General features: G+C 58.6%; 15 protein-coding genes. 7 read left to right on the forward strand and 8 right to left on the reverse strand.

Going from position 1 to position 13,332, the window contains the following annotated elements:
• The first annotated feature begins 7 nt into the window (after positions 1 to 7).
• Positions 8 to 775 carry a tRNA pseudouridine(38-40) synthase TruA gene (gene truA / locus ABWV79_RS04755; RefSeq protein WP_353390649.1) on the forward strand — a complete coding sequence of 256 codons (768 nt, stop codon included), beginning with the start codon at positions 8 to 10 and terminating at the stop codon, positions 773 to 775.
• Here truA and ABWV79_RS04760 read toward each other — a convergent pair.
• The 4 genes from ABWV79_RS04760 to ABWV79_RS04775 are packed head-to-tail and all read right to left on the reverse strand — an operon-like array spanning position 772 to position 4,469.
• Positions 772 to 1,713 carry a nickel/cobalt transporter gene (locus ABWV79_RS04760; protein ID WP_353390650.1) on the reverse strand — a complete coding sequence of 314 codons (942 nt, stop codon included), beginning with the start codon at positions 1,711 to 1,713 and terminating at the stop codon, positions 772 to 774. The two genes, truA and ABWV79_RS04760, sit on opposite strands and share 4 nt — an antisense overlap.
• Positions 1,698 to 2,399 carry a DUF1007 family protein gene (locus tag ABWV79_RS04765; RefSeq protein WP_353390652.1) on the reverse strand — a complete coding sequence of 234 codons (702 nt, stop codon included), beginning with the start codon at positions 2,397 to 2,399 and terminating at the stop codon, positions 1,698 to 1,700. The genes ABWV79_RS04760 and ABWV79_RS04765 overlap by 16 nt, the downstream gene beginning before the upstream one ends.
• A 19-nt stretch (positions 2,400 to 2,418) precedes the next feature.
• A complete protein-coding gene (locus ABWV79_RS04770; RefSeq protein ID WP_353390653.1) occupies positions 2,419 to 3,225 on the reverse strand; it encodes a thioesterase family protein in 807 nt (268 codons plus the stop codon).
• Positions 3,226 to 3,233: 8 nt separating this feature from the next.
• Positions 3,234 to 4,469, reverse strand: coding sequence for an acyl-CoA dehydrogenase family protein (locus ABWV79_RS04775; RefSeq protein ID WP_170354889.1), 1,236 nt, complete (start codon positions 4,467 to 4,469; stop codon positions 3,234 to 3,236).
• 123 nt (positions 4,470 to 4,592) lie between these two features.
• On the opposite strand from ABWV79_RS04775, the gene ABWV79_RS04780 reads away from it, so the two are divergent.
• Positions 4,593 to 5,528 carry a 2-hydroxyacid dehydrogenase gene (locus tag ABWV79_RS04780; RefSeq protein ID WP_353390654.1) on the forward strand — a complete coding sequence of 312 codons (936 nt, stop codon included), beginning with the start codon at positions 4,593 to 4,595 and terminating at the stop codon, positions 5,526 to 5,528.
• A gap of 6 nt (positions 5,529 to 5,534) precedes the next feature.
• Here ABWV79_RS04780 and ABWV79_RS04785 read toward each other — a convergent pair whose 3' ends face one another.
• Complete coding sequence (locus ABWV79_RS04785) at positions 5,535 to 5,891, reverse strand: hypothetical protein (RefSeq protein ID WP_353390656.1); 357 nt, start codon at positions 5,889 to 5,891, stop codon at positions 5,535 to 5,537.
• Between the two features lie 176 nt (positions 5,892 to 6,067).
• Here ABWV79_RS04785 and ABWV79_RS04790 point away from each other — a divergent pair, with 176 nt between their 5' ends.
• The 3 genes from ABWV79_RS04790 (at position 6,068) to ABWV79_RS04800 (ending at position 8,355) form a co-directional block, all read left to right on the forward strand.
• A complete protein-coding gene (locus ABWV79_RS04790) occupies positions 6,068 to 6,901 on the forward strand; it encodes a bifunctional allantoicase/(S)-ureidoglycine aminohydrolase (protein WP_353390658.1) in 834 nt (277 codons plus the stop codon).
• An 89-nt stretch (positions 6,902 to 6,990) separates the two neighbouring features.
• A complete protein-coding gene (locus tag ABWV79_RS04795; protein ID WP_170354885.1) occupies positions 6,991 to 7,314 on the forward strand; it encodes a hypothetical protein in 324 nt (107 codons plus the stop codon).
• Between the two features lie 54 nt (positions 7,315 to 7,368).
• Positions 7,369 to 8,355, forward strand: a complete 987-nt coding sequence (locus tag ABWV79_RS04800; RefSeq protein ID WP_170527418.1) for a type I glyceraldehyde-3-phosphate dehydrogenase — start codon at positions 7,369 to 7,371, stop codon at positions 8,353 to 8,355.
• Positions 8,356 to 8,364: 9 nt separating this feature from the next.
• Here the strand turns inward: ABWV79_RS04800 and ABWV79_RS04805 are convergent, their stop codons facing one another.
• Together ABWV79_RS04805 and puuE are read right to left on the reverse strand one after the other, a co-directional pair.
• Positions 8,365 to 8,850 (reverse strand): ureidoglycolate lyase, encoded by a 486-nt coding sequence (locus tag ABWV79_RS04805; protein ID WP_170354883.1) that lies wholly within the window; start codon positions 8,848 to 8,850, stop codon positions 8,365 to 8,367.
• Positions 8,847 to 10,265: an allantoinase PuuE gene (puuE, locus tag ABWV79_RS04810; protein ID WP_353390661.1), complete on the reverse strand. Its 1,419-nt coding sequence runs from the start codon at positions 10,263 to 10,265 to the stop codon at positions 8,847 to 8,849. The genes ABWV79_RS04805 and puuE overlap by 4 nt, the downstream gene beginning before the upstream one ends.
• Before the next feature lie 161 nt (positions 10,266 to 10,426).
• Here puuE and uraH point away from each other — a divergent pair, with 161 nt between their 5' ends.
• Positions 10,427 to 10,783 (forward strand): hydroxyisourate hydrolase, encoded by a 357-nt coding sequence (gene uraH, locus ABWV79_RS04815; protein ID WP_353390663.1) that lies wholly within the window; start codon positions 10,427 to 10,429, stop codon positions 10,781 to 10,783.
• Between the two features lie 201 nt (positions 10,784 to 10,984).
• Here uraH and ABWV79_RS04820 read toward each other — a convergent pair whose 3' ends face one another.
• A complete protein-coding gene (locus ABWV79_RS04820; RefSeq protein ID WP_353390665.1) occupies positions 10,985 to 11,905 on the reverse strand; it encodes a LysR family transcriptional regulator in 921 nt (306 codons plus the stop codon).
• A gap of 96 nt (positions 11,906 to 12,001) precedes the next feature.
• Between ABWV79_RS04820 and ABWV79_RS04825 the strand changes: the two genes are divergently transcribed.
• Positions 12,002 to 13,225 carry a urate hydroxylase PuuD gene (locus tag ABWV79_RS04825; protein WP_353390666.1) on the forward strand — a complete coding sequence of 408 codons (1,224 nt, stop codon included), beginning with the start codon at positions 12,002 to 12,004 and terminating at the stop codon, positions 13,223 to 13,225.
• Positions 13,226 to 13,332 lie beyond the last annotated feature (107 nt).

The following is a 13,332-nucleotide window of genomic DNA, read 5'->3' on the forward strand; positions in this document are numbered from 1 at the left end:
GCGGCCCATGCCAAGATACGCGTTGAAAGTCGAATACCAAGGAGAGCCGTTTGCCGGATGGCAGCGGCAAAAGGATCAGCCATCCGTGCAAGGGGCGATCGAAGAGGCCCTGTCGCGCATCCAACCCGGCGCGCATACCATCGCAGCTGCCGGCCGCACCGATGCAGGCGTTCACGCACTGGGACAGGTCGCCCATTGTGATCTGATCAAGGACTGGGATCCGTTCCGACTGTCCGAAGCATTGAATTACCACCTTAAACCCCACCCTGTGGCGATTGTGCAGGCGGCGCAGGTCGATGACGACTGGCACGCCCGGTTTTCGGCGGTCGAACGGCAGTACCTGTTCCGTATCCTGATGCGTCGTGCGCCAGCCACACATGATGCTGGGCAGGTTTGGCAGATCAATCATCGCTTGGACGTGCAGGCGATGCAGGCCGGTGCGGATAGGCTGATTGGGCGGCATAATTTTACCACCTTCCGGTCCTCGATCTGTCAGGCGGCCAGCCCGGTCAAAACACTGGATGAATTGCGGGTGGAACAAACCGACGGGTTCTCGGGCCCAGAGGTGCATTTCCACGTTCGCGCCCGCTCTTTTCTGCACAATCAGGTGCGCAGCTTTGTTGGCACTTTAGAAAGGGTCGGCGCAGGCGCTTGGACACCTGAGGATGTGCAAGACGCGCTTGCGGCCCAGAACCGCGCCGCCTGCGGGCCAGTTTGTCCGCCGCAAGGTCTGTATCTGGCGCGGGTTGGATATCCCAAGCCGGTATTCGACTAAATCGCGCGTAGAAGTAGCCCGCTGGCAATAACGGCGATCACCAGACCCGCGACGAGTTCGATCGTCGGCGCCAGAACTTGCGCAAAGCGGGTGGCCGAGGCCGAGGCCAGCAACCCGCCGCGCAAACCAAATGAGGTCCAACCGACCAGTGTTGTCACTGTCGCCGTTCCCAGTGCCATTGCAAAAGCACCGGCGATTCCAACCATCGCGATGCCCATCTGCCACGTCAGGATCAACACAAATAGCGCACCGGTGCAGGGACGCGCAGCGATGCCCGCAATCAGCAGGGCAGCCTCTTTCCAATTCCCGATCTGCGCAACTTCTTCCGCTGTCGGACCGTGCCGATGCCCGCAATCCGAACAAACCTCGTGGTCATGACCGTGATGATGATCGTGGCCGTCATGATGATGATGGTGATGATGGACCTGTGTCCGATCCGCCCGGTACCGCCTGGCGAAACTGCGTAACGCCCGGAACACCAGCCAAAGGCCAATTGCCGCTATGGCGCCATAGCTTACGGGCGCCATGACCTGTTCGGTTGTGCCGACCAAACTGTCCCGCGACATCTGGAACACCAGAACCCCGGCATACACCAGAACCACTGCAGTGACGGCCTGCCCCAGACTGGACAGCACGCTGATCGCGGACAAACGCCAAAAGGCCACCTTGCGCCCCAGCCCGTACCCTCCGATCAAGACTTTGCCGTGACCCGGGCCTATGGCGTGGAAAAACCCGTAAGCAAAACAAACAGTTAAAAGGGTCGCGACAGCCTCGGGTTGTTCCGCGCGGGCGGCGCGCAGGGATCGGGCGATCTGGTTCTGAAACTCCCGCTGTTCGCCGGCGGCCCACGCAGCAAGGCTGTCAAACCCGCCGCTGCCCCAGAACCACAGCAGCAGGCCAAGCGACAGGAGGACCGGGATAATCAGGTACTTGGACATGAAACGCGGATCTCGGTCGCAAAGCTTTCACCAACCAGGGGGATGTCATTCTCCCCAAGATCATAATTGGCATCAAGGGTCAGCAAGAACGCCCGCATCTGGGCGAGCTGGCCGTCAATATCGGGATCCGTCCGCTCTATCTGGCAGGTCAGGTTACTGGACACTGTTACCGGGCGCGTAACCTCGTATGCTGTGTAGTAGGTTTCATCGAACGCCTTCGCTGACAAAGCCGCCGCTGCGACCGGTTCGCCCTCAACAGCCCTCAGATGGGTCGAGACAATGCGGCCGTTATCAGTGGTGGCCGTAGGTTCCATCGGACCCGACAGAGGGATGATCTGGCCATCTGCACGCACCACCAGATCGCCGTTATACCCTTCGATCCACTGCGCGTCGAACCCGGCCAGAAAGGCCTGTTCGCTCTCGCTCAGAATACCGTCGCCATCCTGATCAAGTTTTCTGTCCTCGAGCTCGAAAAGCGAATACAGCTCATCATAAGCCCAGGTTACCCGCACATGCGTCAGATTGCCTGCGTCATCGACGATGAACTCCAGCCCCGTGTCGATGAACACGTGGGGATGAGCCAAGACCGGGACTGGCAAGCAAAAGGTGAAAAGGGTCAATATCCAGCGCATGTGAGAAAGATAGGGTTTCGGCCCCGCAGCGACAACGCACTTTTGAGACAGCACGCAGAATCCGGCCAACCATTTAATCCGGCGGAAATAAGACAAGCGTTTGCAGCGCCGTCGCGACCGGACCCTCTGTGTCATAAAGTACGGACTGAGACATCCCGATGCCCGAGGGTTGCCAATGGCACAATGACTCTGACGCCAACCAGTCCGAGACCGGCTCACGGTGAACTTGCACTGTCAGGTCGGTGTTCATGAACCCCATCTCGGTGGTGGGCGCGTTCCACGAGATACCATTCCCGCAATCTGCCAGCGGACACAGGGCCTGTATCGGCGACTGTGCCTCATCGGCCAAAAGCGGCGGCGTGCGCATCCAAACGGTTTTCGGACCGGCTGCCTGATTTCCGCCTTTGGGATACAGAATGTCCGAATGGTTGGCGAAGCCCGGCAGATCGTGACGTGTTTCGCCAATTGGAAAAGGACCCGTGACCGCATCATCCAACCGAGGGGGCTGCATCGTCACGTTTGGCACTGGCCCAAGATCACGGCGCACCAGATGCATCGTCGTTGCAACAGCGCAAAGCGTGTCATCCAAATCGTGCACGGTCACCCGCGTTGTCGCCAATGTCTTTGTATGGCGCGTGGTTTCGGCAGCGACTCGCAATCCAGCCAAAGGCAATGGCCGCAATAAATCCACCGTCAGCCGGGTCAACATCTTCTCGGGCCCGACTTCGGTTTCCGCCGCGCGCACGACCAACCCGCTGACCGGCCCGGCATGACAGTGCACGGCCGACCACGGGCCGCGCGCGGGGTCATTGCCCACAAACGCACCGTCCTGTCGAATGTGGAAATAGGATTGCGCCCTCACGTCCGGATTGGAAACCATGACCTTGCTCAGACTTTTTCCTGCGTGTGCTTCTTCAGCTCAGCCCGCGCGACCTGACGGCGGTGCACCGCATCGGGCCCATCGGCCAACCGCAACGTCCGCACATGGGTCCAAGCCGTGGCAAGCGGTGTGTCCTGACTGATCCCCTGCGCACCAAACATCTGCACCGCCTCGTCAATCACCTTCAAGGCTACGCGTGGGGCCACAACCTTGATCTGGCTGATCCACGGTGCTGCCGCGCGTGCATCGCCCTGATCCATGTACCACGCAGCCTTGAGGCACAGCAGGCGCGCCATCTCAATCTCCATCCTGCATTCGGCGATGATGTCGAAATTCGCCCCAAGCTGGGCCAGCTTCTTACCGAACGCCTCGCGTTGCAGGGACCGTTTGCACATCTGATCCAGCGCGCTTTCGGCCTGCCCGATGGCGCGCATGCAATGGTGAATACGCCCCGGCCCAAGACGACCCTGAGCGATCTCGAAGCCACGCCCCTCACCCAACAGTATGTTTTCAGCCGGAACGCGCACGTTGGTGAACCGGATATGCATATGCCCATGCGGCGCGTCGTCATGGCCATAGACCTCCATCGGGCGCAGAATTTCGACACCCGGTGTGTCGGCCGGCACGACGATCATCGACTGCCGCTGGTGTTTAGGCTGCTCTTCCCCGGCGGTTTTGACCATCACGATATAGACCTTGCACCGCGGGTCACCGGCCCCCGACGACCACCATTTTTCGCCGTTCAGGACATAGTCATCGCCGTCCCGCACGCAAGACATCGACACATTAGTCGCATCCGACGAGGCCACATCCGGTTCGGTCATCAGATAGGCCGAGCGGATTTCACCTTCGAGCAGCGGTTTCAGCCACTGTTCCTTCATCTTTTCGGTCCCGTAGCGTTCGAAGACCTCCATGTTGCCGGTATCCGGGGCGGAACAATTGAAGACTTCGGCGCCCAATGGGGTCTTGCCCATCTCTTCGGCGAAATAGGCGTATTCCACGGTGGAAAGACCAAACCCTTTGTCGCTGTCTGTCAGCCAGAAATTCCAAAGCCCCGCAGCCTTGGCCTTTGCCTTCAGGCCCTCAAGGATTTCGGCCTGACGTTCTGTATATTGCCAACGATCCCCTTTGCCGATCTCTGCGTGATATTCTGCCTCCAGCGGCATGATCTCATCGCGGATCATGTCTGCCACACGTTGTAACAGTTGAGCGTTCTCATCACGCAGGCCGAATGACATGTTCATGGGTTTTCCTCCTCCGACCCGGTGACCGGGCTTTACCTTTGGCCCGAGAATGACTTAGCTGCCGTCAAGATGTCCAGCTAGGACGGGACGTCAAGTCAATCAAACTGTTCGGGGGAGGTTAAAATGGCATTGTTGATAGAGACAGGTCTGTCCGATTGGATGAGCGACAGCGATATCGCGCGGGATGTTCGGGCACTGAAGCCCGGTCTGGACGTACGCACCCCCGCCACGATCGGAGACCCCAGCGACATTACAATGATCGCATTGGCAGGACTCAGCGATGATCAACTTGCCCGCCTGCCCAATCTTCAGCTTGTTCAAAAACTGGGCGCAGGCGTCGAAACGATTGTCGGCAACCCCAACCTGCCCGACCATGTGCGTGTTACGCGCCTGAAACCTGACGCGCCTGCGCAAGGCATCGCCGAGTGGTTCGTGGCCTATATCCTGCGTCAACAGCGCAACATGCCCTTCCACGAGGCTGCGCAGTACCGATCGGAATGGTCCCCGAAGGCGCCGCTCTATTCGCCAGACACTGTGGTCGGAGTGCTGGGTTTGGGTCATATTGGTGCCCGCAGCGCAAAGATGCTGCGCGCGGTAGGGTTTCAGGTCATGGGCTGGAGTCGCTCACCCAAGCAGATCGAAGGTGTCACATGCCTGCATGGCGAGGACGCCCTGCCCGATCTGTTGTCTGCATGTGACCATGTCTGTGCCATTCTGCCATCGACCCCGCAAACGGTCGGCTTGTTCGGACCCGATATGCTGGCGGCCATGAAACCCGGCAGCCAGTTGCTGAATGCCGGACGCGGAGATTTGATTGACGAGGCCGCGTTGATCACCGCTTTGGATCAGGGAACGCCCGGTCGTGCCGTTCTGGACGTCACCCGAACCGAACCTTTACCTGCAGACAGCCCTTTATGGACACATCCGGGTGTAACAATCACCCCGCACGTTTCTGGCTGGCATCTGGGCGATGCTCTGCACGATGTGGCCGAGAATTTCGAGCGCCTCAACAGTGGCGCGCCCTTGTTGCACGAAGTGGACCGGGCGCGCGGATACTAGCGCTCTTTAAGGCGTGAGAATCCAATTGCCGCCCGCGTCGCGGCAACGTCGCGTTCTGACCTCACGTATCTGATCGGTATTGGCCGGTTCAATCAAGTGCTGCAAATGCACGCAATTGTCGCGCACATCCCGCACGGTGACAGTGCCCTTTGCGTCGGTTTCCGTGCTGGCCCACGTAGCTTCTGAACCAACCTGTGGCGTACTGCCCTGAAACAATCCGTCTGCCGCGGTCGTCAGCAATGTGAAATCGTCCGGGCTCAACCCCGATTCTGCGATGATCCGCGACAATGGCTTGGCCTGCGCAGCAACGCTGAAGCCAATTATCACAGCGCCTGCTGCTGTAAGAGAGAAAAGAGAATTCATGGGGCCTCACACTTCTGAAATGCACTTTCATTCAAGGATAGTCATGTGAACCCGCATGGCCAACCCCAAGAGGTTTCAACCTTCAAATATTCCCGAACAAACCTATTGCGATCGCGCCGCTATAAGCGCCTGTCCAATCACCCCATAGTGCGAGAAACCCGAACCAGAGGCATCAAATGGTACAGCCTACTTATTATGCGCCGTCAGGCGGACATCCCGGACAAGACCAGCTTTTGACTGACCGCGCCATGTTTACTGACGCCTATGCGGTGATCCCCAAAGGGACGATGCGCGACATCGTCACCAGTTACCTGCCTTTTTGGCAGGACACCCGGCTTTGGGTTCTGTCCCGCCCGCTGAGTGGTTTTGCCGAAACATTCTCGCAATATATCATGGAGGTTCAGCCCGGTGGGGGCAGCGACCGCCCCGAAACCGACCCGAATGCACAGGCCGTAGTGTTCGTGGTCGAAGGCTCGGTAACCCTGACGCTGAACGGCAATGTTCATGTGTTGGAGACAGGGGGCTATGCCTATATCCCAGCGGGGTCCGAATGGACCCTGCACAATCGCGGCGAAGATATTGCCCGGTTTCACTGGATCCGCAAAGCTTATGAAGCCGTTCCCGGCCTGCCCGCCCCTGATCCGATCATCACCAATGAACGCGACATCGCCCCAACCCCGATGCCCGGCACCGAGGGGCGTTGGGCCACAACCCGTTTCGCCGATCCGCAAGACCTGCGCCACGACATGCATGTCAACATCGTCACGTTCGAGCCGGGCGGCGTGATCCCGTTTGCCGAAACCCATGTGATGGAACACGGGCTATACGTGCTTGAAGGTAAAGCCGTCTATCGGCTGAATCAGGACTGGGTCGAGGTCGAAGCCGGCGACTATATGTGGTTGCGCGCTTTCTGCCCGCAAGCCTGTTATGCCGGTGGACCGGGGCGGTTTCGTTATCTTCTTTACAAGGATGTGAACCGTCACATGCCCCTAACCCTGTCTAAACGCTGAGTTTCCGGTGGGTTTCTTGGGCTCGGGGCTTCACAGGACCGGTTGAATCTGATGAAATACCCGCAGTTTTTAGCACTGGAGATTGTTCAATGGTACTGCGTGGATCAATGTTGGCGCTGGCCGCCGTCATCGGCCTTACGGCTATTAACGCGACCCCTGTGGTCGCCAAGGAACCGACCAAATCGGTTTCGGTCTTCAGCCGGACCTGGGCGATCACGCAGGTCTCGGATGCTCCGGTCGTGTATCGCGCGACGCGGGACAACAACAACCTCAACCCTTTTGGGCCGCCGCCGCGCCTGCGCACCCTTCAGGCCATCGCAGCGATCCAGCAGGCCACCGGGTGTACCCCCATCCGAGGCAGCATGTACCAGAATATCTCGGGCCAGTTCTTTTCGCAGGTCAGTTGCAACTGACCCCAAGGCGAAACGGGCATTGAGGTCAGCGCAACCGGCTGCCATAGCTTGCGCATGAAACTTGCGATTAACGGATTCGGCCGGATCGGCCGCACGATCCTGCGGCAGCTTCTGGCCATGCCGCAGGACAGTGGTATCCAGCTGGTGCTGATCAACGACATTGCACCGCTGGAAACCTGCACCTACCTGTTCAAATACGACAGCACATTCGGTCCCTATGCTGGCGATGTTAAACACTCTGCTGACGAATTGATCGTCGACGGGATGGCGATACCGGTGACCCACAGTGCGGATCTGTCTCGTGTGGATCTGACCGGCGTCGATGTCCTGATGGACTGCACCGGCGTTGCACGCACATCAGATGTCGCCAGCCAGGGCCTGACGGCGGGTGCGGGGAAAGTGTTGATTTCCGGCCCGTCTCCGGCGACCGAGGTTACCGTTGTACTGGGGGCAAACGAAGACCGGCTGGGCGATGCGCGCATCGTGTCGAACGCCTCGTGCACGACGAACGGTCTGGCGCCTTTGGTCAAGGTTCTAGATGGGATCGGTGGCCTGGTATCGGGCCACATGACGACCATCCACTGTTATACGAACAGCCAGCCAATGGTGGACGCACCACGCGGAGATCTGGCCCGATCCCGCGCGGGCGCACTTTCGATGGTTCCCACCACCACCAGCGCCATGCAGCTGATTGACGAGGTTCTGCCCCATCTGGCCGGTCGCGTCTCGGGCGCGGCGGTGCGGGTTCCCACGGCCAGCGTCTCGGCGGTTGATCTGATCGTGACTCTTGAACACCCGGTGTCTGCGGATTTGTTCGAGGCCAACCTGCGTCAGGCCGTTGCGCAATCTCCTGTTCTGGGTTGGACGGACGAGCCCTTGGTTTCGTCCGATTTGCGGACCCGCCCCGAGTCGCTTGTCATCGCTGGCCCAGAGACGCGGCAGATCGGCGACCATCAGGTCCGCGTCTTTGGCTGGTACGACAACGAATGGGGTTTCTCGGCCCGGATGCTGGATGTCGCCCGACTGATGGTTGGCCGCTGATTGGCGACGTCAGCGGGCGACAATTTCATAGGGCGTGTCGAACCAGTGTTCTTCAAGGTTCGCCCCGGCACCGATGCGGTCAACAACCGCGAACAGGCCCGGACCATGCAGCGGCGTTAAAACACCATGCCACGTGCCCCGATGATAGTTTACGGCCTGACCGGGTGACGTCAGGAAGGCAACGGGCTGGCCGGGCATTCCATTGGCATCTGGTGCGACCACGACCAGAAACGGTTGAGGTGTCATCGGTATAAAGGCTTGGCTGCCTTCGGGATGCCGCTCGACCAAATCCAACACATAGGGGAAAGCGCGCGGATTGGCGTTAAACAGGCTGATACCCGCGCGTCCGTCAGCGAAATCCATCTGGGCACGGTCATGGAAACGGCCGCATTGTCCTTGGTTTATGATTTTGTCTGGTTGACCCGCAGCCTCAATCAGGTCTCCGTACGGCGCAAAGGCTTGAGCGGTCAGCGGACGGGCGACGATCTGCATCATGACGGAAGAATGTCCCGCAGCCGAAACTCGGCAATGCGTTCAACCTGACGGCAGGCTTCGCGGAATTCCGTTTCGCGATCCTGTTCAATCCGCCGCTGAAACGCCTGCAGGATCGAGGCCTTGTCGTGATCCCGCACCGCGATGATGAAAGGGAAACCAAACCTCTCGGTGTAACGAGTATTCAGGTCCGTAAACGCCGCGCGCTCGGCGTCTGTCAACGCATCCAACCCGGCTGATGCCTGTTCAGACGTGCTTTCCTGTGTCAGACGTTTCGCCTGCGCCAGTTTGCCTGCCAAATCCGGGTGCGCGGTCAGAACGCTCAGTCTTTCGTGATCCGAGGCAGACCGGAACATACGCGTCAGCGCATTGTGCAATCCACCCGCAGTGTCATGAGCCGGGCCAAGCTCTAGCTCGAACGCGCGCTCGGCAATCCAGGCCGAATGCTCGAAAATGCCGCCATAAGTGCCGACGAATGTTGCGCGGTCCATCTGGGACGGTTTCGGATGGCGGCTCGGCGGGTGATGTGCGGCCCAATGCTGTGCGATTTGCAAGCGGGTGGCGAACCATACGTCCTCAAAACTCTGCGCATAGTCGAGAAACCGTTTCAACGCCATAACCCGGCCGGGACGCCCGATCAGTCTGCAATGCAGCCCGATTGACAACATCTTGGGCGCGCCCTCTTGGCCTTCGGCATAGAGCGCGTCGAAACTGTCCTTAAGATAGGAATAAAACTGGTCGCCCGCGTTAAAACCCTGCGGTGTGGCAAAGCGCATGTCGTTGCAATCCAAAGTATATGGAACGATCAGCTGATCCCTTTCGCCTGCGTGGATCCAGTAGGGAAGATCATCCGCATAGGTGTCAGCGACATAGTCAAACCCGCCCTCTTCAGCGACCAATCGAACCGTATTCTCGGAACAGCGCCCCGTATACCAGCCGCGCGGGCGCGGACCTACGACTTCGGTATGCAGGCGGATCGCTTCGGTAATCTGGGCGCGTTCCTCTGCTTCGGGCATATCCTTGTGCTCAACCCATTTCAAACCGTGGCTGGCGATCTCCCATCCCGCAGACTTCATTGCGTCAACTTGGTCTGGGGACCGGGCCAGCGCGGTCGCGACACCATAGACCGTAATAGGCAGGTCTTTCATAAGCCGGTGCAACCGCCAGAACCCGGCGCGTGCGCCGTATTCGTAAATCGACTCCATGTTCCAATGCCGCTGACCCGGCCATTGCGCGGCCCCGACGATTTCAGACAGAAAAGCTTCGGAGGCCGCATCGCCGTGAAGTATGTTGTTTTCCCCGCCTTCTTCGTAATTCAGCACGATTTGAACCGCGATCTTGGCACCACCGGGCCATTGAGCATCGGGCGGTGTCAAACCGTATCCGATCATGTCGCGAGGATAACGAGGGGGCTGCATATGGGTGTCCGTTCTTTTGTTTGTCCTCAGCCATAGCCCAGAAACAGCCGGATGATTATCAAACTAATCCGAACGCAGTTTCCGGTTCTTTTGGCATTTCCATATTTTAGAACTTTGCGCCAGACTGTGGCAAAGCAAATTGCAGATCACAGGAGAATGCCGTGGCAGGCTATCTGACAACGCATGTTCTGGACACCGCACGCGGCTGTCCGGCCCAAGGGTTGAACATCACGCTCTACAGCGTAGCGGGTGAGGCGCGTCATATCCTCGCCCAAATGACAACAAACGCTGATGGCCGAACGGATAGTCCAATTTTGCCAAAGGACGCCTTTGCGATCGGTACATACGAATTGGTGTTTGACGCTGGCGAATATTTGCGGACAACGGGGCAATCGGCAGAAGATCCGCTGTTTCTGGACAAGATCCCAATACGTTTCGGCATGTCAGATCCTGATGCGCACTATCACGTACCGCTGCTGCTTTCGCCTTTTGGCTATTCAACCTATCGCGGCAGTTAACACAGATCCCCTCCCGCCCGTCGATCACCCTGCCGGGTTCCTCCCGTTGGGCCGGGCGCCGCACCTTTTCAGGTACGGCGCGGTTTCTCCTGATCTAGGCGTTCCGCAACTCAAGGGTGTTCCCACGCTGCGGCCATGCCGCAGCGCCGGGCCCAACGCTTTGCAGCGCCCGAAGGGCGCGAACAGTGGCGGGAGCCCCTATCAACCCCCTTCGCCCAACGCGTTGACGATCTTACCAATTCTCGCGATCATGAAATCCATAAACAGACGTGCCTTCGGGTCCTGATGGCGCCTATGCGTGTACAGGCAGGCCATTTGCACCGCGACCGGGGGCGTCTCGATAGCAACTGGAACAAGTTGACCTGTTTTCAGGTGTTCGGCGACTTCGAACACCGGTTTCATTGCAATACCCTGCCCAGACAAGGCCCAATCCGTCAGAACGTCGCCATCGTCGCATTCGAACCGTCCGGAAACCGCAAACCGCCGAGGACCGTCTGGCGTTTCCAGCAGCCACTGGAACTCGGTCGCGCCCGGAAACCGCAGGTTCAGGCATTCATGTTTGTCCGAAACAAGATCAGCACCGGTGCGCGGCATCCCCCGTCGAGAGACATATTCTGGCGCGGCGCACAGAACACGCGGGCAGTCTGCGATCTTGCGAATACGCAATGTGCTGTCTTCGGGCTGGCCAATAAAGAACGCCAGATCCAAGCCTTCAGTCGTCAGGTCAACCGATCGATCCGTTAAACGTAGCCGAACGTCAATCTCGGGGTATTCTGACAGGAAATCAGGCACATGCGGGGCCAACAATCGCCGCCCCACCCCTAACGGAGCAGCAACGAAAAGCGACCCGCGCGGTGCTTCGGTCAGATGCACCACCTGCGCCTCGGCTTCATCCACTGCGTCAAGAACGGCCACTGCGCCTGGATAGAACGCCCGGCCCTGCTCGGTTGGGGAAAGGTTGCGTGTGGTGCGCTGGAACAGGCGCACGCCCAGGTGATCTTCAAGTTGCGATATCCGCGCCGAAGTCACCGCTGGGGAAATGCGCAAATCCCGACCAGCTGCAGACATACTGCCTAAATCATAGACGCGGACGAAGGTTCGGATATTGTCGAGATAGGACATCTTATCGTTTTTTTTGATACAGTTTGGCAATATACGGGAATACCGAATAAAAAGCGGTTTGCCTAGTGTGGCCCTAACCAATCGGAGAGACCCCACATGTTCGAATTTGCCGTGTTCTGGGATTGGATGGCATTCGCCGTGCGCTGGTTGCACGTGATCACCGCCATTGCCTGGATCGGATCGTCCTTTTACTTCATCGCACTGGACCTTGGCCTGAACCGCGACATCTCAGGCCCGGCAGATGGTGAGGAGTGGCAGGTGCATGGTGGCGGCTTCTATCACATCCAGAAATATCTGGTCGCGCCCGAGCGGATGCCCGATCACCTGACCTGGTTCAAATGGGAAAGCTATGCCACCTGGCTGAGCGGCGCGGCGCTGCTGATGATCGTCTATTGGGTAGGCGGAGAGCTGTATCTGATTGATGCGCAAAAGGCCGATCTGGCGCTGTGGCAGGGCATTGCGATTTCGGCGGCTTCGCTGACTGTGGGTTGGCTGATCTATGACTTTTTATGCAAATCCAAGCTGGGGCAGCGTCCTACCCTGCTGATGGTGTTGTTGTTCGCGCTGCTGGTGGCGATGGGCTGGGCATACAACCAGATTTTCACGGGCCGCGCGATGATGCTGCATCTGGGGGCGTTCACCGCAACGATCATGACAGCGAATGTGTTCTTCATCATCATGCCCAACCAGCGCATCGTGGTCGATGATCTGAAGAATGGCCGAACGCCGGACCCGAAATACGGCAAGATCGCCAAGCTGCGGTCGACGCACAACAACTACCTGACGCTTCCTGTTGTTTTTCTGATGCTGTCGAACCATTACCCGCTGGCCTTTGCGACTCAATACAACTGGATCATTGCGGCGTTGGTTTTCCTGATGGGCGTTACCATCCGGCACTATTTCAACACGCGCCACGCACGCGCGGGTAACCCGACGTGGACATGGCTGGCCACAGCGCTGCTTTTCATTGGGATCATGTGGCTGTCGACTGCGCCGATGTACAAACCTGTGGAAGACGCCGAAGCGCAACCCCTTACGCAATATGAACAGAAAGTCGCGGCGGCAGAGGGTTTTGAGGAGGCACATGACGTCGTTCTGGGAAGATGCTCTATGTGCCACGCGCGCGAACCGGTCTGGGAGGGTATCCAATGGGCTCCGAAGGGCGTTTTGCTTGAAACCGAAGGCGACATTGCCCGCAACGCCAGGCAAATCTACTTGCAGGCTGGTGTCAGCCACGCCATGCCTCCGGCCAACGTCACTTATATGGAACCCGAAGATCGCGAAGCCATCATTCGCTGGTTCCGCAGTGTCGGGTCCTGATCCAGCGGCTCTCTGATCACACAACCCGCTAATTTCTGGTCTGTTTCGATTATTTTTCCCCCTGACCGGCGATGAATGCTCTAACATGAATGTCATGACGCGCCGCT

The sequence above is a fragment of the Ruegeria sp. HU-ET01832 genome, from assembly GCF_040371315.1.
GTDB classification, from domain to species: Bacteria; Pseudomonadota; Alphaproteobacteria; order Rhodobacterales; family Rhodobacteraceae; genus Ruegeria; species Ruegeria lacuscaerulensis_A.

Bases quoted from the DNA above. Each gene is read 5' to 3' on its own strand.
- ABWV79_RS04780 (WP_353390654.1), top strand. From the start codon at position 4,593: ATGGCATTGTTGATAGAGACAGGTCTGTCCGATTGGATGAGCGACAGC.
- ABWV79_RS04800 (WP_170527418.1), top strand. From the start codon at position 7,369: ATGAAACTTGCGATTAACGGATTCGGCCGGATCGGCCGCACGATCCTG.
- ABWV79_RS04760 (WP_353390650.1), bottom strand. From the start codon at position 1,713: ATGTCCAAGTACCTGATTATCCCGGTCCTCCTGTCGCTTGGCCTGCTG.
- truA (WP_353390649.1), top strand. From the start codon at position 8: ATGCCAAGATACGCGTTGAAAGTCGAATACCAAGGAGAGCCGTTTGCC.
- puuE (WP_353390661.1), bottom strand. From the start codon at position 10,265: ATGCAGCCCCCTCGTTATCCTCGCGACATGATCGGATACGGTTTGACA.
- ABWV79_RS04795 (WP_170354885.1), top strand. From the start codon at position 6,991: ATGGTACTGCGTGGATCAATGTTGGCGCTGGCCGCCGTCATCGGCCTT.
- ABWV79_RS04775 (WP_170354889.1), bottom strand. From the start codon at position 4,469: ATGAACATGTCATTCGGCCTGCGTGATGAGAACGCTCAACTGTTACAA.
- ABWV79_RS04825 (WP_353390666.1), top strand. From the start codon at position 12,002: ATGTTCGAATTTGCCGTGTTCTGGGATTGGATGGCATTCGCCGTGCGC.
- ABWV79_RS04805 (WP_170354883.1), bottom strand. From the start codon at position 8,850: ATGATGCAGATCGTCGCCCGTCCGCTGACCGCTCAAGCCTTTGCGCCG.
- ABWV79_RS04785 (WP_353390656.1), bottom strand. From the start codon at position 5,891: ATGAATTCTCTTTTCTCTCTTACAGCAGCAGGCGCTGTGATAATTGGC.
- ABWV79_RS04770 (WP_353390653.1), bottom strand. From the start codon at position 3,225: ATGGTTTCCAATCCGGACGTGAGGGCGCAATCCTATTTCCACATTCGA.
- ABWV79_RS04820 (WP_353390665.1), bottom strand. From the start codon at position 11,905: ATGTCCTATCTCGACAATATCCGAACCTTCGTCCGCGTCTATGATTTA.
- ABWV79_RS04790 (WP_353390658.1), top strand. From the start codon at position 6,068: ATGGTACAGCCTACTTATTATGCGCCGTCAGGCGGACATCCCGGACAA.